The sequence below is a fragment of the Terasakiella sediminum genome, assembly GCF_033100395.1.
Taxonomy (GTDB): domain Bacteria; phylum Pseudomonadota; class Alphaproteobacteria; order Rhodospirillales; family Terasakiellaceae; genus Terasakiella.
The window spans coordinates 23,137-42,773 of sequence record NZ_JAWLVJ010000003.1; the positions used below are offsets into that span (position 1 = coordinate 23,137).

The window sequence follows — 19,637 nt, forward strand, 5'->3', positions numbered from 1 at the left end:
TATTCAGCCCCAGATTTTGATGCAAATCAAACAGCTTCATCTCTAAATTTGCGATAAGAGAGGGGAGAATGGGAGAATGAAATGGAATGGACATCTGAATTGAATGTGGGCGTCTCCTTTATGGATGACGATCACGAACATGCAGCCGACATTATCAAGGCAATTGGCAATGCCACCTCAGAAGACCTGGCAGAAAAGCTGAAAGCCTATCTGGAACATTGCCGCGAACATTTCGTGCGCGAAGAAGAAATGATGTTACAGGTCGGTTTTTTCGCTTATGACTGTCACTCCGGTGAACATGAGCGGGTGCTGGGTGACCTGGAACGTAAGCTTGAAAAACTGAAGGCTGATTCTTCATCCGTGAATCCGAAACTGCTGCATGACGAGCTGGAAGACTGGTTGTTGAACCATCGCAATACAATGGATCTGGTGACAGCTAACTTTGCCCGCTCACAAGGCTATCAGGCGGCCTGATCTTGTCTGAGAAGGGGAAGGTTTAAAAGAATCTTCAGATTTAACAATTTTCTCCTTGCATCATAGGGCGGGTTCCCATATAAACCCGCCATTCGCTCTTTCACCCCATTTAAGGGGTTGAGTACTTCGGGGCTTCCGTACATCCGATAAGGATAGGAAGTGTCGAGGTTTTTTTGTTGTCTGGTTTAGGTAATTAACTCCTATGGAACACCAAAATATTCGCATTCGTCTGAAGGCATTCGATCACCGCGTACTGGATCAGTCCGCTAAAGAGATCGTAAACACTGCTAAACGGACTGGTGCACAGGTAAAGGGTCCAATCCCGCTACCTACTCGTATCGAGCGTTTCACAATTCTGCGTTCTCCTCACGTAAACAAAAAGTCTCGTGAGCAGTTCGAAACGCGTACCCACAAGCGTCTTCTCGACATTGTGGATCCTACGCCGCAGACTGTGGATGCGCTCATGAAGCTGGACCTCGCGTCCGGCGTTGATGTTGAAATTAAGCTTTAAAGGATAGGGCAGATGCGATCTGGTCTCATCGCGCAAAAGTTGGGTATGACCCGTGTCTTTGCTGAAAACGGAAACCATGTTCCCGTAACAGTATTGAAGGTAGATACTCAAGTGGTAGCGCAGCGTACCGAAGACAAGGATGGCTACACAGCAGTGCAGCTCGGATTTGGTAGCGCCAAGGTCAAGAACGTGAGCAAGCCCATGCGCGGGCACTTCGCCGCTAATAAGGTGGAGCCAAAAGCCAAATTGGCAGAATTCCGCGTGGAACCTGAAGGTCTTATCGAAGTGGGTGCTGAGCTTTCAGCTGAGCACTTTGTTGTTGGTCAGTCTGTTGACGTAACCGGCACATCTATCGGTAAAGGCTTTGCAGGGGCTATGAAGCGCCACAACTTTGGTGGTCTTCGTGCTTCTCACGGTGTATCAATCTCACACCGTTCACATGGTTCCACCGGTCAATGTCAGGACCCAGGCCGAGTCTTCAAAGGTAAGAAGATGGCTGGTCATATGGGTGCTGCGCGTGTGACTGTTCAGAACCTCGAAATCGTCGCCACTGATGGCGAGCGTGGACTTATCATGGTTAAGGGCGGACTGCCCGGTGCCAAGGGTGGTTACGTTTTGGTAAAAGATGCTGTTAAGCGTCCGGCACCAGAAGGTCTTCCATTCCCGGCTGCTGTGAAAGCTGCGACTGTTGCGGAAGCACCGGCTGCTGATGAAGCACCTGCTGAAGCTCCAGAGACGACTGAGGAATAAGTGGCATGAAGTGCGACGTAATTAGTCTTGAAAATAAGAAAGTCGGCGATATTGAGCTGGACGACGCCATCTTTGGTGTTGAGCCGCGCGCTGACATTCTTCACCGTGTGGTTAACTGGCAGTTGGCATCTCGCCAATCCGGTACACACAAAGTAAAAACTCGTGGTGAACTTAACATCGTTAAGACAAAGCCGTTCAAGCAAAAGGGTACCGGTAACGCTCGTCAGGGCTTTAAAGGTGCTACTCAAATGCGCGGCGGTGCGACTGTTCATGGTCCTGTTGTTCGTTCTTACGCACACAGCCTGAACAAAAAAGTTCGCAAACTCGGCCTGAAATGTGCGCTGTCTGCAAAAGCTGCTGACGGTGCTTTGGTCGTTGTTGAAGATGCTAAGTTCGATACCCCGAAAACCAAAGAAGCAGCAGCTAAGCTCAAAGCATTGGGCTGGACTTCTGCACTGGTTATCGACGGTACAGATGTTGACGCCAACTTCCAGAACGCTATTGCCAACATTCCTGGCGTAGACGCTCTGCCAAGCCAAGGCGCTAACGTTTATGATATCCTGCGTGCTGACAAATTGGTTCTGACCAAGGGTGCAGTCGAAAAATTGGTGGAGCGCTTGTCATGACAAAATATCTAGCAAGCAAAATTACCGTTTCTAAAGAGCGTGAGTTTGAATTGCTGCGTTCTCCGGTAATCACCGAGAAAGCGACTCTGTTGTCAGAGCATAACCAAGTTACGTTCCGCGTACCAATGGATGCCAATAAGGTTGAAGTTCGTAAAGCGGTTGAAAACGTATTTGGTGTCAAGGTAACTGCGGTTAATACCATTATCACTAAAGGTAAAACCAAACGTTTCCGTGGTCGCGTAGGTCGTCGTGCCGATGTCAAAAAAGCAATCGTTACACTCGCTGAAGGTGAGTCTATCGATGTGACGACGGGGGTTTAATCCATGGCTTTGAAAAAATTCAAACCAACGACTCCAGGCCAACGTAACCTGGTTCTGGTTGATCGTTCCGATCTTTACAAAGGCAAGCCAGTCAAAGGTCTGACTGAAGGTCTGCGTAAAAGCGGCGGTCGTAACAACACAGGTCGTATTACATCTCGCCGTATCGGCGGTGGTCATAAGCGTCGTTATCGCTTCATCGACTTCAAACGTAATGCGAAATTTGATGTTCCGGCTACAGTAGAGCGTCTTGAGTACGATCCTAACCGTACAGCCTTTATTGCTCTTATCCGCTACGAAGATGGCGAGTTGTCTTACATCCTCGCTCCACAACGCCTGCAAGTTGGCGACACTGTTGTGTCTGGTCAACGTGTTGACGTGAAACCGGGTAACGCGATGCCAATCGCTAATATCCCAGTTGGTACCATCATTCACAACGTCGAAATGAAGCCTGGTAAAGGTGGTCAGATCGCTCGTTCTGCCGGTACATACGTTCAGCTCGTTGGTAAAGACCAAGGATACGCTCAGCTTCGTCTCGGTTCTGGTGAAGTTCGCCTGGTCCGTGGTGAGTGCATGGCAACTATCGGCGCTGTATCTAACCCTGATCAGCAGAACGTTAAACTTGGTAAAGCGGGTCGTAACCGCTGGCTCGGTAAGCGTCCTTCTGTTCGTGGTGTAGCAATGAACCCTGTTGATCACCCACATGGTGGTGGTGAGGGTCGTACTTCAGGTGGTCGTCATCCGGTGACACCTTGGGGTAAGCCTACTAAGGGTAAGCGCACTCGTAGCAACAAAAAGACCGACGCATTGATTATGCGTTCGCGTCATAAGAAGTAAGGAGGTCTGATCGTGGCTCGTTCCGTATGGAAAGGACCGTTTGTTGACGGCTACCTTCTGAAAAAAGCAGAGGCAGCACGTGACTCAGGTCGCAACGACGTGATCAAAACTTGGTCCCGTCGCTCCACTATTCTGCCGCAGTTCGTGGGCATCACCTTTGGTGTCTACAACGGTAATAAGTTCATCCCGGTTTTGGTGACAGAAGACATGATTGGTCACAAGTTCGGTGAATTCTCACCAACTCGTACCTATTATGGTCACGCAGCCGATAAAAAAGCCAAAAGGAAGTAAGTTATGGGTAAGAAAAAGGCAGATCGTCGCCTTGCCGATAACGAGGCAATGGCTCGCGCCAAAATGATCCGTATCAGCCCTCAAAAGCTGAACCTGGTCTGTGCCTCCATCCGTGGCAAAAGCGCTTCTGCAGCGGTAGCTGAATTGGCATTTTCCAAGCGTCGCGTCGCTAAAGACGTGAAAGCTATCCTGGAATCTGCAATCGCCAACGCAGAAAACAATCACCAGCTTGATGTTGACAACCTGTTTGTCGCAGAAGCTTCTGTAGGTCGCGCTATGGTTATGAAACGCTGGCGTCCACGTGCTCGTGGTCGTGTTGGCAAGATCATGAAACCATGGAGCAACATGCGCATCATTCTTCGTGAGCGTGAAGAGGAGACAGCATAATGGGTCAGAAGGTAAACCCTATTGGTCTGCGCCTCGGGATTAACCGTACTTGGGAATCTCGTTGGTACGCTGATAAAGGCGATTATGCATCCAAGCTGCACCAAGATATCAAATTGCGTGAGTTCATCAAAAAAGAACTCGCTCAAGCCGGTGTTGCAAAAGTTGTTATTGAGCGTCCTGCAAAGCGTGCCCGCATTACCATTCACACGGCTCGTCCGGGTGTAATCATTGGTAAAAAAGGTGCCGACATCGAGAAGCTTCGTCTGAAGCTTTCTGAAATGACAGGCAATGACGTTCGTTTGAACATCGTTGAGATCCGCAAGCCTGAATTGGACGCACAACTGGTCGCTGACGGTATCGCTCAGCAGCTGGAACGTCGTGTTTCTTTCCGTCGTGCGATGAAACGTTCTGTTCAATCTGCCATGCGCCTTGGCGCACTCGGTATTCGTATCAACTGCTCCGGCCGTCTGGGTGGTGCTGAGATCGCGCGTACTGAATGGTATCGTGAAGGCCGTGTTCCGCTGCACACACTGCGTGCAAACGTTGATTACGGGACTTCTACTGGACACACTACTTACGGTGCGTGCGGTGTGAAGGTCTGGATCTTCAAAGGCGAGATCATGGAACACGATCCAATGGCTGTTGAAAACCTTGCCGCTGATGCGCAAGCCGCACGCTAAGGAGTAGGTTATCATGTTATTGCCAAAACGTACTAAGTTCCGCAAAATGCATAAAGGCCGTATCAAGGGCAATGCAAAAGGCGGTTCTTCTTTGAACTTCGGAACATACGGCTTGAAAGCTTTGACTCCTGAGCGTGTAACGTCTCGTCAAATCGAAGCCGCACGTCGTGCGATGACTCGTCACATGAAACGTGCTGGTCGTGTATGGATCCGCATCTTCCCTGATGTTCCAGTTTCTAAAAAACCTGCTGAAGTCCGTATGGGTAAAGGTAAAGGTTCTGTAGAATTCTGGGCTTGTAAAGTGAAGCCGGGTCGCATCATGTTCGAAATCGACGGTGTACCACAAGACGTAGCACGTCGTGCTATGGAATTGGCCGCTGCAAAGCTGCCAGTGCGTACACGCTTCGTAACCCGTCTGGGTGAAGGAGAATAAGATGAACGCTGCAGAAATCCGTTCCAAAAGCTCTGACGAGCTGAAGGATGAGTTGCTGAAATTGCGTAAGGAAGCGTTTAACCTGCGTTTCCAGCAAGCCAGCGGCCAATTGGAAAACACAGCTCGTGTCCGTCAGGTACGTCGCGATATCGCACGTATCAAGACGGTCATCAGTGAAAAAGCCTAAGGAGCAATTCAAATGCCTAAGCGTATACTCCAAGGCGTTGTTGTTAGCGACAAACAAGAAAAGACCGTTGTAGTGAAAGTTGAGCGCCGCTTCATGCACCCGCTCTACAAAAAATTCATTAAGCGTTCTAAAAAGTATGCCGCGCACGACGAGAACAATCAGTTCAAAACTGGTGACCTGGTGAAAATTCAGGAAACCAAGCCTATTTCCAAGAACAAAACTTGGGAAGTCCTGACAGAGGAAGCTTAATTTTAAGCTTCCTCAACTTCGTGACGACAAGAAATTATTGATATCTCTTGACTGGGGATACCTAATCGCTTAGGTATCCCCCTCGCGACATCAATATTCAACTTGTATGTCTTACATAGGGAAGCATGATTTATCGTGCTTCCTTACTTTCGTGACCAGAATCTAGATAGAGGATTTTTCTATGATTCAGATGCAAACCAACCTGGAAGTGGCCGATAACTCGGGCGCACGTCGGGTGCAGTGCATCAAGGTTCTCGGTGGTTCTAAGCGCCGCTGGGCTTCTGTTGGGGACGTTATCGTCGTTTCCGTTAAAGAAGCTATCCCACGCGGTCGTGTGAAAAAAGGTGACGTGCATCGCGCCGTTATCGTTCGCACATCTAAGGACATCCGTCGCCCTGATGGCTCTGTAATTCGTTTCGATAAGAACGCTGCTGTTTTGATCAACAAAAACGGCGAACCTATCGGCACACGTATCTTCGGCCCTGTTACACGCGAACTGCGCGGTCGTAACTACATGAAAATTGTCTCCCTTGCACCGGAGGTACTCTAAGATGGCTGCTAAGATTAAAAAGGGCGACAACGTTATCGTTCTGACAGGCAAAGACAAGGGCAAACAAGGCGAAGTTCTCAGCATTCAACCTGCTGCTGGCAAAGCCGTTGTTCAAGGCATCAACATGGTGAAGCGCCATACGAAGCCAACCCAGTTCCAAGCTGGCGGTATCGTTGAAAAAGAAGCTGCAATTGCTATCTCTAACGTAGCGATTGTTGATCCTAAAGAAGGCAAAGCGACTCGCGTTGGCTTCAAAACCCTCGAAGACGGCAAGAAAGTACGCGTTGCGAAACTTTCTGGCGAAGTCATCGATAGCTAAGGGATAGGATCAAATGGCTCGTCTTAAAGAATTATACAACTCCACCATCCGTCAAGCGATGAAAGATGAGTTCAACTACGCGAATGAAATGGAAATTCCGAAGTTGGACAAAATCGTCATCAATATGGGTGTTGGTGAAGCTGCTGCAGACAAGAAGAAAATCGAAGCAGCGGTAAATGAGCTGGAAGCAATTTCAGGTCAGAAAGCGGTTAAAACCAAAGCATCCAAATCTATCGCGGGCTTCAAGCTTCGTGAAGAGCAAGTGATCGGCTGTAAAGTTACGCTGCGTCGTAACCAGATGTACGAATTCATGGATCGCCTGGTAAACATCGCATTGCCGCGTGTTCGTGACTTCCGTGGTCTGAACGGCAAGTCTTTCGATGGTCGTGGCAACTACGCCATGGGTGTCAAAGAACAAATCATCTTCCCGGAAATCGACTACGATCAAGTAGACGCGATCCGTGGTATGGACATCGTAATCTGCACAACGGCTAAGAACGACGAAGAAGCAAGATCTCTTCTTGCTAAATTCGACATGCCGTTCGCGAAGTAATCGATAGAAGGATATTTAGTTATGGCTAAAGTAAGTGCTGTCGAAAAAAACAAGCGTCGCGAACGTACCGTTGCTAAGTACGCTAAAAAGCGCGCAGAACTTAAAGCAATCATCATGAACCGTGAGACATCTCCTGAAGATCGTTTTGCAGCTCAGTTCAAGCTGAATGCTCTGCCGCGTGATGCGTCTAAAAGCCGCATTCGCATGCGTTGTGAAGTCACTGGTCGCCCACGTGGTAACTACCGCAAGTTCAAGATGTGCCGGATTAAATTCCGCGACTTGGCTTCTAACGGTAGCCTGCCTGGCGTCGTCAAGTCCAGCTGGTAAGGAGATACGATAATGTCTATGTCAGATCCCTTAGGGGATATGCTGACCCGTATCCGTAACGGTCAACAAGCAAGCAAAAGCGCTGTTAACGCGCCTGCGTCCAAGCTTCGTGCGAACGTTTTGGAAGTATTGAAACGGGAAGGTTACATTCGTGGTTTCGAAAAAGTTACTGGTGATTCAGGCTTTGACGAACTGCGCATTGAGCTGAAATACTTTGATGGCAAGCCTGTCATCTCGAAAATCAAACGCGTTTCTACACCGGGTCGCCGTGTGTATTCTGGCGTGAATGATCTGCCGAAGGTTTTCAACGGCCTGGGTATTTCCATTTTGACAACACCTCGCGGTGTTATGAGTGATGCAGAAGCACGTGAAGCCAACGTTGGCGGCGAAGTTCTCTGCACCGTATTCTAAGGGGAGCATACTATGTCACGTATTGGTAAGCACCCAGTAGAAGTGCCTTCTGGCGTTACGGTCACTGTCAACGGTCAGGAAGTTGTTGCCAAAGGTAAACTTGGCGAATTGACTTTCGTTGTAATGGATGAAGTTGCTGTCGCTATGGACGATGGTAAAGTCACTGTTTCTCCGAAGAACGACTCCCGCCGTGCTCGTCAAATGTGGGCGACTGCTCGCACACGTATTAACAATCTGGTCATTGGTGTGAACGAAGGTTTCTCCAAAGAGTTGGAAATCCAAGGCGTTGGTTATCGTGCCGCCGTTAAGGGTTCTAACCTGGAGCTTCAACTTGGTTTCTCCCATGACGTAATCGTGCCGATTCCGTCTGACCTGAAGATTGCTTGTCCTTCACAAACAGAGATCACCATCTCTGGCGCGGATAAACAGAAGGTCGGTCAGATCGCTGCTGAAATCCGTGGTTACCGTCCACCAGAGCCTTACAAAGGCAAAGGTGTACGTTATAAGGGTGAGTACATCCTTCGTAAGGAAGGGAAGAAGAAGTAATGTTGAATTCAAAACAACTTCAGGACCGTCGCGCCCGTCGCGTACGTTACCAAATCCGCAAGCGTGCTACTGGTCGTCCACGTTTGTCGGTTTTCCGTTCCAGCAAGCACATCTATGCACAAGTTATCGATGACGCCAATGGCGTTACTCTGGTGGCTGCATCTTCCATTGAGAAAGATCTCAAGGGTAGCTTGAAAACTGGTGCTGATACAGACGCTGCTGCCAAAGTTGGTGCTTTGGTTGCTGAGCGTGCTGTTAAAGCCGGTATCAAAGATGTCGTCTTCGATCGTGGTGGCTACCGCTATCACGGGCGCGTAAAAGCTTTGGCTGACGCAGCTCGTGAAGCTGGTCTGTCGTTCTAAAGGAAGAATGAGATATGGCACGTAATCCAAAAGAAAACTCTCGCGGTAAAGGCCGGGGCAAAGATAAGCAACAGGAAGCTGATTCCGATCTTATCGACAAGCTCGTCGGTATTAACCGTGTCGCCAAGGTGGTCAAAGGTGGCCGTCGCTTCTCGTTTGCTGCTATGGTCGTTGTAGGTGACGGTCGTGGCCGTGTCGGTTTCGGCACAGGTAAAGCACGTGAAGTTCCGGAAGCTATCCGTAAGGCAACCGATCAGGCTAAACGTAACATGATCCGCGTTCCGCTTCGCGAAGGTCGTACACTTCACCACGATGTGAAGGGGCACTTCGGCGCAGGTAAAGTAATCCTGCGTGCTGCGCCTTCAGGTACTGGTATCATCGCCGGTGGTCCAATGCGCGCAGTATTCGAAACAATGGGCGTACAAGACGTTGTTGCGAAGTCTCAGGGCACTCAAAACCCGCAAAACATGATTAAAGCTACTTTCGATGCGCTGCAGAATTCGTTCTCTCCGCGTTCCATCGCTTCCAAGCGTGGTAAGAAAGTGGGTGAGATCGTGGCACGCCGGGACTCAGGTGCGGCTGCACAAGCTGCTGCAAAGGAGTAATGAGATATGGCTACGAAGAAAACCGTTAAAGTGCAACAGATCGGAAGCCCGATCGGTCGCAGAAAAGACCAGCGTGCTACGCTGGTTGGTCTGGGTTTGAACAAAATTAATCGTGTTTCTGAACTGGAAGATACTCCTTCTGTTCGCGGCATGATCAGTAAAGTTCAACATCTCGTACAAATCGTTGAGTAAGGTGTGGATTTTTCCACACCTCCCTCTTTCGAATTGTCTCGAGAAACTTTAAAGGATTTGAAACATGAAACTCAATGAGCTTCGTGACAATGATGGCGCTAGAAAAACTCGCATGCGCGTGGGCCGTGGTATGGCTTCAGGCAAAGGCAAGACTTCTGGTCGCGGTCAAAAAGGTCAAAAAGCCCGTAACACTGTTGCGGTTGGCTTTGAAGGCGGTCAAATGCCTTTGTATCGTCGTTTGCCGAAACGCGGCTTTAACAACATCTTCCGTCAGGAATTCGCTGTTGTTAACGTTGGTCGTATTCAAAAAGCGATTGATGCAGGCAAAATCAATGCCGGTGATACACTGAACATTGACGCTCTTAAAGCTGCTGGTCTTGTCAACAATGTTAAGGACGGCGTTCGTCTTCTTAACAAAGGCGAGATCACTGCCAAGATTTCGGTTGAAGTCAATAGTGCTTCACCTGCAGCTGTTGCCGCTGTTGAAAAAGCAGGCGGTTCAGTTACAGTTGACGCTGCTGAATAAACCACACTTCGATTTCGGACCAAGTAAGTCCAGGGGACCGTTATGGCATCTGCCGCAGAACAATTGGCTTCTAACATGAGCTTCGGTGCTATCGCGAAAGCGGAAGAACTGAAAAAACGCATCTGGTTTACGTTAGGGGCGTTGATCGTCTATCGCATTGGCGCTTACATTCCTATTCCGGGTATCGACCCTGTCATTCTGCGTGATCTCTTCACGCAGAATGCAGGTGGCATCCTGGGTATGTTTGATATGTTTGCCGGTGGCGCATTGGGTCGTATGACCATTTTTGCGTTGAACATCATGCCTTACATCTCGGCATCGATCATCATGCAACTGGGGACTGCGGTTTCGCCGACCCTCGAAGCGATGAAGAAAGAGGGCGAGCAAGGGCGCAAGAAGATTACGCAATATACCCGTTATCTGACGGTTCTTATTGCTTCATTGCAGGCTTACGGTATTGCCGTTGGTCTGGAAGGTATGTCATCCAGTGCGGGCAGCGCTGTAATTGACCCGGGAATGTTCTTCCGGGCAGCTACAGTGATCACATTGGTTGGTGGTACTATCTTCCTGATGTGGCTGGGCGAGCAAATCACGGCACGTGGTATCGGTAACGGGATTTCCCTCATCATCTTCGCAGGGATTGTGGCAAACTTGCCATCAGCCCTTGCAGGGACCTTCGAACTGGGTCGAACTGGTGCATTGTCTGCACTGTTGATCGTTGGTTTGCTGGTGATGAGTGTGGCTGTTATCATGTTTATCGTTTACGTTGAACGTGCGCAGCGCAAGGTGATTATCCAATATCCGAAACGTCAGCGTGGTAATAAAGTATATGGGGGCGAGTCTTCCCATATGCCGCTGAAAATCAATACTTCCGGTGTTATCCCACCAATCTTTGCCAGTTCCTTGCTGTTGTTGCCAACAACTGTGATCTCTATGACTGCAGGGCAGGGGCCGGATTGGCTGCAAACTGTTGCGGCATGGTTGGGGCATGGTCAGCCCGCATATATTGCACTTTATGTCGGTTTGATCGTCTTCTTCGCCTTTTTCTACACGGGGGTTGTTTTCAACCCAACGGAAACGGCGGAAAACCTGCGCAAGAACGGTGGATATGTTCCGGGGATCCGTCCAGGCAAAAATACTGCAGAATATCTGGACAAGATCACAACACGACTGACAGTCATTGGTGCAGCTTATCTGTCCGCTGTCTGTCTGCTGCCTGAATTGCTGATCGCAAAATGGCAAGTACCTTTCTACTTCGGTGGAACCAGCTTGTTGATTGTGGTGACTGTAACTATGGATACAGTTGGTCAGGTGCACTCGCATCTTCTGGCCCACCAATATGAAGGCTTGATTAAGAAATCCAAACTTAGGGGAAAAAGAGGATGAAACTAATCTTGTTAGGGGCACCGGGTGCCGGTAAAGGAACCCAGGCCAAACGTCTTGAAGAAGCTTACGGTATCGTTCAATTGTCTACAGGTGACATGCTGCGTGCAGAAGTTGCCAGTGGCAGTGAGATCGGGAAAGAACTGAAAGCAGTGATGGAAGCGGGTAATCTCGTAACCGACGAACTGATCATTTCCATGATTTCCAGCCGTGTTGAACAAGACGACTGCAAGAAAGGTTACATTCTTGATGGTTTCCCACGTACAACAGCCCAGGCTGAAGCTTTAGATTCCATGCTGGAAGAAAAAGGTCAGAAACTGGATAGCGTCATCGAAATGGTTGTTGATGAAGAAGTGCTTGTTGGACGTATCACCGGTCGTTACACCTGTGCCAAATGTGGCCAGGGTTACCATGACGAGTTCCAAAAGCCTGCTACTGAAGGCGTTTGTGACAAGTGCGGCGCAACCGAATTTACACGCCGTGCCGATGATAATGAAGAAACTGTTCGTTCACGTCTGGTTTCCTATCGTGAACAAACTGCACCGATTGCATCACACTATGATGCAAAAGGGATGTTAAAGACTGTCGATGGCATGGCTGACATCGATGAAGTCACGAACCAACTCAAGGCAATCTTGGGTTAATTATTTAATTGAACTAAGGGGTTGACAGAAACTTAATCGTTTCTATAATCCCGCCCCTTGGTTCAGGGTAAGTATTTATCTTACCTTTTTTATTTTTGGTGTGAGGAGAACCGCTTTGGCGCGTATTGCAGGTGTGAACATCCCAACTCAAAAACGAGTTGTGATTGCACTTACATATATTCACGGAATCGGCCCGGCTAAGTCACAGGAAATCTGTGCAAAAGTAGGCATTCCGTCAGAGAAGCGTGTAAACGAATTGTCTGACGACGACGTCGTTAAAATTCGTGAAACGATTGATGCAGACTACACGGTAGAAGGTGACCTTCGTCGTGAAGTTGCGATGAACATTAAACGACTGCTGGACTTGAAAAGTTACCGCGGCCTACGTCACCGGAAAGGTCTTCCGGTTCGTGGTCAACGTACCAAGTGTAACGCTCGTACCCGCAAAGGACCTGCGCGTCCGATTGCTGGTAAGAAGAAATAATTCAGCTAGGATTGTTTGATAATGGCAAAAGCTACAACACAGCGTACTAAAAGACGTGAGCGCAAAAATATCGTTTCCGGTATTGCACACGTTAACGCAACGTTTAACAACACGATCATCACCATTGCCGATGCACAAGGTAATGCTATCTCTTGGTCTTCTGCAGGTGCACAAGGTTTCAAAGGCTCTCGTAAGTCTACACCTTACGCTGCACAGATTGCTGCTGAAGATGCAGGCAAAAAGGCGATGGATCACGGCATGAAAACTCTTGAAGTTTTGGTTAAAGGTCCAGGTTCTGGGCGTGAATCAGCACTTCGTGCGTTGAATGCTGTAGGTTTCAACATCACTTCTATCAAGGATGTGACACCTATCCCGCACAACGGTTGCCGTCCGCGCAAACGTCGTCGCGTCTAATCTGCCTGTCCGACAGGTTCTTCTTATGCCAATAACCGGTACCATTTTTGGGTATCGGTTTTTGGCTTGAATAGCCTGTAAAACGGATTCGCTGTTTTTTTTATACTTGTGTGAGGTCAGGGTTGTGATTCAAAAGAATTGGCAAGAACTCATCAAACCGTCCAAGCTTGAAGTGAAATCCGGTGAAGATGATGGTCGTACGGCTGTTATCGTTGCTGAACCACTCGAGCGTGGCTTCGGTCTGACTCTTGGTAACGCCATCCGTCGTGTGTTGCTGTCGTCGCTGCAAGGTGCAGCAGTAACCGCTATCCAAATCGATGGTGTTTTGCACGAGTTTTCGTCTGTCCCGGGTGTCCGTGAAGACGTTACTGATATCGTTCTTAACGTTAAGAACATTGCGCTTCGCTGTGAAAGCGAAGGCGTAAAGAAAATGCATCTGGAAGCAACTGGCCCAGGTCCTGTAACCGCTGGCATGATTGAATGCCCTGGTGACATGGAAGTTATGGATCCCGATCTGGTGATCTGTCACCTGGATGCCGATGCGAAACTGAGCATTGAATTTACCGTTGATACGGGTAAAGGCTATGTGCCTGCTGTTCAGAACCGTCCGGAAGATTCTCCGATCGGTTTGATACCTGTTGATGCGATCTTCTCACCTGTGAAGAAAGTATCTTACAAGGTAGACAACACTCGTGTTGGCCGCGTAACCGACTATGACAAACTGTCTCTGACAGTCACCACTGACGGTTCCGTGACACCGGAGGACGCTGTTGCTCTGGCGGGTCGTATCCTGCAAGACCAGCTGCAACTCTTCATCAACTTCGAAGAGCCAGAAGTGGCTGTTGTGGAGAAGAAAGAAGACGACCTTCCGTTCAACAAGAACTTGCTGCGTAAAGTGGACGAACTGGAACTGTCTGTTCGTTCTGCTAACTGTCTCAAAAACGACAACATTATCTACATCGGTGATCTGGTACAGAAAACCGAAGCGGAAATGCTGCGTACACCTAACTTCGGTCGTAAGTCCCTGAACGAGATCAAAGAAGTGCTCTCCGGTATGGAACTTTCGCTGGGTATGGATGTGGACGGCTGGCCGCCAGAAAATATCGAAGATTTGGCAAAACGTCTGGAAGATCCATTTTGATCTGACAGGCCGTAAGCCGAAGTTTACCGGATCGTTTTGATCCAACCTTTTCGTTCCTGCCTCTGTTTTGGATTGAACAGAGGCGCGGCGGAAAGTTTTACTTATCGCTTTCGCTACTGGCGAAACGAATAGATAGGAGATACCGTCATGCGTCACCGTTTATCTGGTCGCAAACTGAACCGTACTAAATCACACCGCCGCGCTTTGTTTGCGAACATGGCGGTTGCTCTGCTTACACACGAGCAAATCAAAACAACTTTGCCAAAAGCAAAAGATCTGCGCAGCATTGCTGACAAAATGATCACTTTGGGCAAACGCGGTGATTTGCACGCGCGTCGTCAAGCTCTGGCTGAACTGCGCGACGAAGCTGCTGTTAAGAAACTGTTTGAAGTCCTGGGTCCACGTTACGCGGATCGTAAAGGTGGCTACACACGCGTTCTTAAAGCTGGTTTCCGTACAGGCGATGCTGCCCCGATGGCTTTCATCGAGTTGGTAGATCGTGATGTAGACGCCAAAGGCGCTGCAGATAAAGCCCGCGTTGAAGCCGAACGCGAAGCAGAAGATGCGATTGAAGACGTAGCTGTATAAGCTTCTCTTTGCACCACATCGAAAAAGGCGGTTACCATATGGTAGCCGCCTTTTTTGCGTTTAAGACAATACGTCATAAACCAGACCCCAGACGGTCATCAGCAGCAGAAGTGAAAGCGTTTTATAGATCAGTCTCTGATGACGGGTTGATTTGATATGCTGCTGTAAATATTTTCCCATGGCTGCCCATGTCAGCATGCAGGGACAGGTGATCGCAAAGAAGATTAGTCCCAGACTGACAGCATTGGTTACCTGATCGAGGTGTGTTGAATAAAACAGGCTGCTCATGCTCAGTGTCGTCATCCAGGTTTTTGGATTTATAAATTGAAGAATGGCACCGTCTTGCCAGGTGGGCAGCTTTTCAAGCGATGTGGCTTCGGCTGCGTTGAGATTAAACAATTTCCACGCCATCCAGCTAAGCCAGATGGACCCGGCAAGGGTAATAAATATACGTAAGGACGGATAATGTTTAAAGATCTCTGTCATCCCCAGGCAGGTCAGGAATAACAACATACCAGCCCCACTTGCTGATCCAAACATAAAGGGCAGGGCAGAGCGGACATCCGCGCGCATGCCGGTGGAAAGCGAAATAATGTTGGTAGGGCCTGGCGTAATGGCGGCGATAAAGGCAAAAAGGGAAAAGCTTGCGAAGTAAGAAATCATGTTGGTCACCTTGTTCGTTGATGACCTTCATTATCTGAAACTTTGTTACTGCCTGTCTGGAACAGGTGTGCAGCATTTTTTGTATGCTGCCGGGGTCAAACGATACGCGCGTTTAAACCAACGTCCCAGATGGCTTTGATCTGAAAAACAAAGTTGATGGGCCACGTCATTGGGGGACCGTCCGCCTGCAAGTAACGTTCGGGCTTTAGCGAGCCGCAGCTGGATCAGGTAGACATGGGGCGAGATATGAAAGGCATTTTTGAAAGCACGATTGATCTGGAAACGGTCATAGCCAAATTCGGTGGCCACATCCTGTAACAGGATATCGTCTTCCATGTGGTCATGGAAATAATCACGGATGCGATAGGCCAGATGGTGGCCGTTTTCTGATTGTTTCTTTTGTCGCCAGTTCATATGACTGGTCAGGGCCTGGATCATATGGTCGAGGCAACCTTCCTGCACGATCTTTGGGTCATTCATATGTTTGGCCATAAAGGCTGCTGATGTGGCCGCAGCCAGCCGTTTATCGGCACAGAGCGTGTTGTTAAATGTCAGTTCGAAATGGTCTGGCTTTTGTTCAAACATATCGTTGATCTGCTGGTGTAGCCAGTCTTGCGGGATATAGAGCGTGCGATAGGTAAAGCCCGTTTCACAAGGCGCACGGCCATTGTGGACTTCGCCCGGTTCCAAAAGGAAACATCCGCCTTCAAGGGAGTTGTGGGTTTTGTGGCGGCAGTCAAACTGCTGGACCCCGCTTTCAGTCAGGCCAATAACATAGGTTTCATGCCAATGGGAATCATAGGCATGACCTTTGAAATGTGCGTGCAGGGTCTCAATCCCTGTGGCCGGATCAAATTGTAAATTCAGCCAGCTTTCCTGTTTAGAATGCGTCATAGTTACAAGAAAACCACATTCACAGAGAAAGTCTAGAACATTTGTGCACTTTAAAAGGTGGATTGCATGACAGGCTTGTGAAATCCTCTGGATAGTTTTATCGAATTTGGAGTGCCCTTATGTTTGCTGTTTCCACCAATCTTTTAAAAGAAGCTGAAAGTCTGACAGAATACTGGTCGCCACGTGTGGTGGCGGAAGTGAATGATCAATATGTCAAAGTTGCCAAGATCAGAGGGCAATTCGTTTGGCACGCACATGAGGATGAAGACGAACTGTTTTATATTTTGAAAGGCAATCTGCGTATTGAATATCGTGACCATGTGGTGGATCTGGGCGTAGGTGACGTGCATGTGATCCCCAAGGGCGTTGAACACAACCCAATTGCAGCTGAGGAATGCCTTGTTGCGTTGGTGGAGACAAAAACGACACTGCATACGGGGAATGTGCAAGATGACAAAACAAAATCAGTGGAAGATCAGTTAGAAGGCTAACAGGCTTGGACTTGCGTTCTCAAGATGATAAGAACACATTAATCATTCCTGAAAATGCCGAAAATACGGGTCCATATGTTATTTAGAATTGTCGTTCTGTCCTTTTTTGTGATGAATGTGGCACATGCCGAAATTAAAACAGTGCCTTCTTCTCAGTCTGAAGTGCAGCTGTCTTATGCTCCTTTGGTGAAGTCAGCCGCACCAGCGGTGGTGAATATTTTTACCACCAAGACGGTGCGCACGCGTACGCGTTCGCCGCTGTTTAACGATCCTTTCTTCCGCCGTTTTTTTGGGCAGGCCTTTCCCAATGCCCCGCAGCAAGGTGGGCGTAAGAAAAAGGTTCAGAACTCTCTGGGTTCCGGCGTGATTGTTGAGCCAACCGGTGTGGTGATCACCAATCATCACGTGATTGAAGGGGCTGATGACATCAAGGTGGTTTTGAATGATCGTCGGGAATATGAAGCCAAGCTCTTGGGGTCAGACGAACGCACAGACCTTGCCATCCTTAAAATCAACACGGAAGGCGAGATGTTGCCGACCCTGCAACTGGGTGATTCTGATAGTCTGGAAGTGGGTGACCTGGTGCTTGCCATCGGTAACCCTTTTGGTGTTGGCCAGACGGTGACCAGCGGGATTGTCTCAGCGCTTGCACGTACGCAGGTCGGCATTACCGATTACAGCTTCTTTATTCAGACCGATGCGGCCATTAACCCGGGTAATTCCGGTGGTGCGCTTGTGGATATGCATGGCAAGCTGATCGGGGTGAATTCGGCTATTTATTCCAAAGGCGGTGGGTCTAACGGTATCGGCTTTGCGATTCCGGCCAGTATGGTGCGCTCTGTTCTGTCGGGCGTTAGCAAAACAGGCAAGGTGGTTCGCCCGTGGCTTGGGGCAAACGGTCAGGCTGTCACACAAGACTTGGCCACCAGTTTTAATTTGTCACGCCCGACAGGCGTATTGATTGATGACGTCTATCCCAAAGGTCCCGCGGACCAGGCGGGTCTGAAACGGGGCGATATCATCCTGTCCATCGACGGGCGTGAAGTTAATGAGCCACAGGCCCTGCGTTTCCGTCTGGCGACATTGGCATTGGGCGATACCATTGAATTGGGCGTTCTGCGCCGTGGACAGCAGGTGAAACTGATGTTTGAAGCTTTGCCACCACCTGAAACCCCCAAGCGCAATCAGACAGGCCTAAAAGGCTATCACCCGTTTGACGGTGCGGTCGTGGTGAATATGTCCCCGGCGCTGAATGATGAACTGGGGTGGAACACCATGTTGTCCGGTGTGGCGATTGAAAAAATTCGTCGGGGCAGTACGGCCAATCGCCTGCGCTTCAAGCCCGGCGACCGTATCACCGGGATCAACGGCATTGAGATTAAATCCGTGCGTGATCTGGTGCGGGTGCTGAACAAGTTTGAACCGCGCAAAGGCGACTGGCTTGTCGGTATTATTCGCAATGGTAAACGAAAAGAGCTAAGATTCCGCGGATGAGTTCCCTATTCGAAGATCAGGCCCCACGGCCTTTAGCTGACAGTCTGCGCCCCCAATCGCTGGAAGAGGTGATCGGGCAGGACCATCTGTTGGCCGAAGATGGCCCTATTGGCCGTATGGTTGCCAATGGCGGGCGCCTGACTTCGATGATCCTGTGGGGGCCGCCGGGGTGCGGTAAAACCACTGTGGCGCGGCTTTTAGCGGATAAGACGGATTTATACTTCGAACCACTGTCTGCCATCTTTTCCGGTGTGGCTGATCTGAAAAAAGTCTTTAAGGATGCCAAGATGCGCCGCGAAGGCGGGCAGGGCACCTTGTTGTTTATCGATGAGATCCATCGCTTCAATCGTGCGCAACAAGATGGCTTTCTGCCCTTTGTCGAAGACGGTACGGTGGTGCTGGTCGGGGCAACGACGGAAAATCCGTCTTTTGAACTGAACGCAGCCTTGATGTCACGCTGCCGGGTGATGGTGCTCAATCGCTTGTCTGATGACGCCTTGGAAGGGCTTTTGGGCCGGGCAGAGGCGGAAAAGAAGCGTGATTTGCCGTTGGATGAAGATGCGCGTGCATCCTTGCGGGCGATGGCTGATGGCGATGGGCGGTATCTTTTGAATATGGTGGAAGCGGTCTATGAAGTGCCGGATGGGGAAGTGTTGGGCACAGACACGCTTTCTCAGGTCGTGCAGAAACGCATGCCGATTTATGACAAGTCCCAGGAAGGCCACTATAACCTGATCTCCGCCTTCCAGAAATCCCTGCGCGGCAGTGATGCGGATGCGGCCCTTTATTGGTTTGCCCGGATGCTGGATGGCGGGGAAGACCCGAAATATATCGCGCGTCGCCTGCTGATTACGTCGGTCGAAGATGTGGGCACAGCGGACCCCAATGCCATGACGCAAGCTTTACAGGCGTGGGAAAGCTATGAACGGTTGGGCAGTCCACAAGGGGAATATGCGCTTGCACAGGCCGTTGTTTATGTGGCGACGGCACCGAAATCCAATGCGTCATACGTGAGTTACAAGGCCGCACGGGATATGGCAAAACGCACGGGATCGTTGATGCCGCCCAAACACATTTTGAATGCCCCCACCAAAATGATGAAAGAGATCGGCTATGGCGAGGGCTATCAGTATGATCACGATGCTGAAGACGGCTTTTCCGGTCAGGATTTCTTCCCCGAAGAATTGGGGCGTCAGCAGTTCTATCACCCCAAAGACAAAGGGTTTGAGCGCGAACTTTCTAAACGTCAGGCCTATTGGGCAAAGCTGAGACGCGAGAAGTGGTAGTTGGGGAAACCGTCAGCCCGCA

Annotated in this window: 33 protein-coding genes; 31 read left to right on the forward strand and 2 right to left on the reverse strand. The window is 49.5% G+C overall.

Annotated elements, in window-relative coordinates; translation table 11 throughout:
* Window positions 1-81: 81 nt before the first annotated feature.
* The 28 genes from RYZ26_RS02600 to rplQ all read left to right on the forward strand — a co-directional run bounded on the left by RYZ26_RS02600 (window position 82) and on the right by rplQ (window position 14,787).
* Window positions 82-474, forward strand: a complete 393-nt coding sequence (locus tag RYZ26_RS02600; protein WP_317681584.1) for a bacteriohemerythrin — start codon at window positions 82-84, stop codon at window positions 472-474.
* Window positions 475-676: 202 nt separating this feature from the next.
* Window positions 677-985, forward strand: a complete 309-nt coding sequence (gene rpsJ / locus RYZ26_RS02605) for a 30S ribosomal protein S10 (RefSeq protein ID WP_028878479.1) — start codon at window positions 677-679, stop codon at window positions 983-985.
* Window positions 986-997: 12 nt separating this feature from the next.
* On the forward strand, window positions 998-1,735 hold the full coding sequence (gene rplC, locus RYZ26_RS02610) for a 50S ribosomal protein L3 (RefSeq protein ID WP_317681585.1): 738 nt from the start codon (window positions 998-1,000) through the stop codon (window positions 1,733-1,735).
* A gap of 5 nt (window positions 1,736-1,740) precedes the next feature.
* Window positions 1,741-2,361 (forward strand): 50S ribosomal protein L4, encoded by a 621-nt coding sequence (gene rplD / locus RYZ26_RS02615; protein WP_317681586.1) that lies wholly within the window; start codon window positions 1,741-1,743, stop codon window positions 2,359-2,361.
* Window positions 2,358-2,681, forward strand: a complete 324-nt coding sequence (locus tag RYZ26_RS02620) for a 50S ribosomal protein L23 (RefSeq protein WP_317681587.1) — start codon at window positions 2,358-2,360, stop codon at window positions 2,679-2,681. Before rplD ends, RYZ26_RS02620 begins: the two co-directional genes overlap by 4 nt.
* A gap of 3 nt (window positions 2,682-2,684) precedes the next feature.
* Complete coding sequence (gene rplB, locus RYZ26_RS02625; RefSeq protein WP_317681588.1) at window positions 2,685-3,515, forward strand: 50S ribosomal protein L2; 831 nt, start codon at window positions 2,685-2,687, stop codon at window positions 3,513-3,515.
* A 12-nt stretch (window positions 3,516-3,527) separates the two neighbouring features.
* Window positions 3,528-3,806 (forward strand): 30S ribosomal protein S19, encoded by a 279-nt coding sequence (gene rpsS, locus RYZ26_RS02630; RefSeq protein ID WP_317681589.1) that lies wholly within the window; start codon window positions 3,528-3,530, stop codon window positions 3,804-3,806.
* A gap of 3 nt (window positions 3,807-3,809) precedes the next feature.
* Complete coding sequence (gene rplV / locus RYZ26_RS02635) at window positions 3,810-4,193, forward strand: 50S ribosomal protein L22 (protein WP_317681590.1); 384 nt, start codon at window positions 3,810-3,812, stop codon at window positions 4,191-4,193.
* Entirely contained in the window at window positions 4,193-4,873 is a 681-nt protein-coding gene (gene rpsC, locus RYZ26_RS02640; RefSeq protein ID WP_317681591.1) for a 30S ribosomal protein S3, read from the forward strand. The genes rplV and rpsC overlap by 1 nt, the downstream gene beginning before the upstream one ends.
* A gap of 13 nt (window positions 4,874-4,886) precedes the next feature.
* Entirely contained in the window at window positions 4,887-5,306 is a 420-nt protein-coding gene (gene rplP / locus RYZ26_RS02645) for a 50S ribosomal protein L16 (RefSeq protein WP_317681592.1), read from the forward strand.
* Window position 5,307: 1 nt separating this feature from the next.
* The gene (rpmC, locus tag RYZ26_RS02650) at window positions 5,308-5,493 is read left to right on the forward strand and encodes a 50S ribosomal protein L29 (protein WP_317681593.1); all 186 of its coding nucleotides are present in this window, start codon (window positions 5,308-5,310) and stop codon (window positions 5,491-5,493) included.
* Between the two features lie 12 nt (window positions 5,494-5,505).
* Window positions 5,506-5,742, forward strand: a complete 237-nt coding sequence (gene rpsQ, locus RYZ26_RS02655) for a 30S ribosomal protein S17 (protein ID WP_317681594.1) — start codon at window positions 5,506-5,508, stop codon at window positions 5,740-5,742.
* Between the two features lie 181 nt (window positions 5,743-5,923).
* Entirely contained in the window at window positions 5,924-6,292 is a 369-nt protein-coding gene (gene rplN / locus RYZ26_RS02660) for a 50S ribosomal protein L14 (protein WP_317681595.1), read from the forward strand.
* Window position 6,293: 1 nt separating this feature from the next.
* On the forward strand, window positions 6,294-6,611 hold the full coding sequence (gene rplX / locus RYZ26_RS02665; RefSeq protein ID WP_317681596.1) for a 50S ribosomal protein L24: 318 nt from the start codon (window positions 6,294-6,296) through the stop codon (window positions 6,609-6,611).
* 13 nt (window positions 6,612-6,624) lie between these two features.
* On the forward strand, window positions 6,625-7,164 hold the full coding sequence (gene rplE, locus RYZ26_RS02670) for a 50S ribosomal protein L5 (RefSeq protein ID WP_317681597.1): 540 nt from the start codon (window positions 6,625-6,627) through the stop codon (window positions 7,162-7,164).
* 21 nt (window positions 7,165-7,185) lie between these two features.
* Complete coding sequence (rpsN, locus tag RYZ26_RS02675; protein WP_317681598.1) at window positions 7,186-7,491, forward strand: 30S ribosomal protein S14; 306 nt, start codon at window positions 7,186-7,188, stop codon at window positions 7,489-7,491.
* A gap of 12 nt (window positions 7,492-7,503) precedes the next feature.
* Window positions 7,504-7,902, forward strand: a complete 399-nt coding sequence (gene rpsH, locus RYZ26_RS02680; RefSeq protein ID WP_317681599.1) for a 30S ribosomal protein S8 — start codon at window positions 7,504-7,506, stop codon at window positions 7,900-7,902.
* Window positions 7,903-7,914: 12 nt separating this feature from the next.
* Window positions 7,915-8,448 carry a 50S ribosomal protein L6 gene (rplF, locus tag RYZ26_RS02685; RefSeq protein WP_317681600.1) on the forward strand — a complete coding sequence of 178 codons (534 nt, stop codon included), beginning with the start codon at window positions 7,915-7,917 and terminating at the stop codon, window positions 8,446-8,448.
* Window positions 8,448-8,810: a 50S ribosomal protein L18 gene (rplR, locus tag RYZ26_RS02690; RefSeq protein ID WP_317681601.1), complete on the forward strand. Its 363-nt coding sequence runs from the start codon at window positions 8,448-8,450 to the stop codon at window positions 8,808-8,810. The genes rplF and rplR overlap by 1 nt, the downstream gene beginning before the upstream one ends.
* A 14-nt stretch (window positions 8,811-8,824) precedes the next feature.
* Complete coding sequence (rpsE, locus tag RYZ26_RS02695; RefSeq protein ID WP_317681602.1) at window positions 8,825-9,415, forward strand: 30S ribosomal protein S5; 591 nt, start codon at window positions 8,825-8,827, stop codon at window positions 9,413-9,415.
* 6 nt (window positions 9,416-9,421) lie between these two features.
* Window positions 9,422-9,607 carry a 50S ribosomal protein L30 gene (gene rpmD / locus RYZ26_RS02700; RefSeq protein WP_317681603.1) on the forward strand — a complete coding sequence of 62 codons (186 nt, stop codon included), beginning with the start codon at window positions 9,422-9,424 and terminating at the stop codon, window positions 9,605-9,607.
* A gap of 64 nt (window positions 9,608-9,671) precedes the next feature.
* On the forward strand, window positions 9,672-10,133 hold the full coding sequence (gene rplO, locus RYZ26_RS02705) for a 50S ribosomal protein L15 (protein ID WP_317681604.1): 462 nt from the start codon (window positions 9,672-9,674) through the stop codon (window positions 10,131-10,133).
* A gap of 42 nt (window positions 10,134-10,175) precedes the next feature.
* Window positions 10,176-11,519 carry a preprotein translocase subunit SecY gene (gene secY / locus RYZ26_RS02710; RefSeq protein WP_317681605.1) on the forward strand — a complete coding sequence of 448 codons (1,344 nt, stop codon included), beginning with the start codon at window positions 10,176-10,178 and terminating at the stop codon, window positions 11,517-11,519.
* Complete coding sequence (locus RYZ26_RS02715) at window positions 11,516-12,160, forward strand: adenylate kinase (protein ID WP_317681606.1); 645 nt, start codon at window positions 11,516-11,518, stop codon at window positions 12,158-12,160. Before secY ends, RYZ26_RS02715 begins: the two co-directional genes overlap by 4 nt.
* Before the next feature lie 115 nt (window positions 12,161-12,275).
* Window positions 12,276-12,644 carry a 30S ribosomal protein S13 gene (gene rpsM, locus RYZ26_RS02720; protein WP_135081983.1) on the forward strand — a complete coding sequence of 123 codons (369 nt, stop codon included), beginning with the start codon at window positions 12,276-12,278 and terminating at the stop codon, window positions 12,642-12,644.
* Window positions 12,645-12,665: 21 nt separating this feature from the next.
* Window positions 12,666-13,058 carry a 30S ribosomal protein S11 gene (rpsK, locus tag RYZ26_RS02725; protein ID WP_317681607.1) on the forward strand — a complete coding sequence of 131 codons (393 nt, stop codon included), beginning with the start codon at window positions 12,666-12,668 and terminating at the stop codon, window positions 13,056-13,058.
* A 124-nt stretch (window positions 13,059-13,182) separates the two neighbouring features.
* Entirely contained in the window at window positions 13,183-14,199 is a 1,017-nt protein-coding gene (locus RYZ26_RS02730) for a DNA-directed RNA polymerase subunit alpha (RefSeq protein WP_317681609.1), read from the forward strand.
* Between the two features lie 147 nt (window positions 14,200-14,346).
* Complete coding sequence (rplQ, locus tag RYZ26_RS02735) at window positions 14,347-14,787, forward strand: 50S ribosomal protein L17 (RefSeq protein WP_317681610.1); 441 nt, start codon at window positions 14,347-14,349, stop codon at window positions 14,785-14,787.
* Window positions 14,788-14,847: 60 nt separating this feature from the next.
* On the opposite strand, the gene RYZ26_RS02740 is transcribed toward rplQ, so the two are convergent.
* Both RYZ26_RS02740 and RYZ26_RS02745 read right to left on the reverse strand, forming a co-directional pair.
* Window positions 14,848-15,450 carry a LysE family translocator gene (locus RYZ26_RS02740; protein ID WP_317681611.1) on the reverse strand — a complete coding sequence of 201 codons (603 nt, stop codon included), beginning with the start codon at window positions 15,448-15,450 and terminating at the stop codon, window positions 14,848-14,850.
* A 45-nt stretch (window positions 15,451-15,495) separates the two neighbouring features.
* Complete coding sequence (locus RYZ26_RS02745; RefSeq protein WP_317681612.1) at window positions 15,496-16,344, reverse strand: AraC family transcriptional regulator; 849 nt, start codon at window positions 16,342-16,344, stop codon at window positions 15,496-15,498.
* A gap of 119 nt (window positions 16,345-16,463) precedes the next feature.
* Here RYZ26_RS02745 and RYZ26_RS02750 point away from each other — a divergent pair, with 119 nt between their 5' ends.
* From RYZ26_RS02750 to RYZ26_RS02760, 3 genes are all read left to right on the forward strand, one after another.
* Window positions 16,464-16,835, forward strand: a complete 372-nt coding sequence (locus tag RYZ26_RS02750) for a cupin domain-containing protein (RefSeq protein WP_317681613.1) — start codon at window positions 16,464-16,466, stop codon at window positions 16,833-16,835.
* 75 nt (window positions 16,836-16,910) lie between these two features.
* A complete protein-coding gene (locus tag RYZ26_RS02755; protein WP_317681614.1) occupies window positions 16,911-18,329 on the forward strand; it encodes a DegQ family serine endoprotease in 1,419 nt (472 codons plus the stop codon).
* Window positions 18,326-19,615, forward strand: coding sequence for a replication-associated recombination protein A (locus tag RYZ26_RS02760; RefSeq protein WP_317681615.1), 1,290 nt, complete (start codon window positions 18,326-18,328; stop codon window positions 19,613-19,615). The genes RYZ26_RS02755 and RYZ26_RS02760 overlap by 4 nt, the downstream gene beginning before the upstream one ends.
* Window positions 19,616-19,637 lie beyond the last annotated feature (22 nt).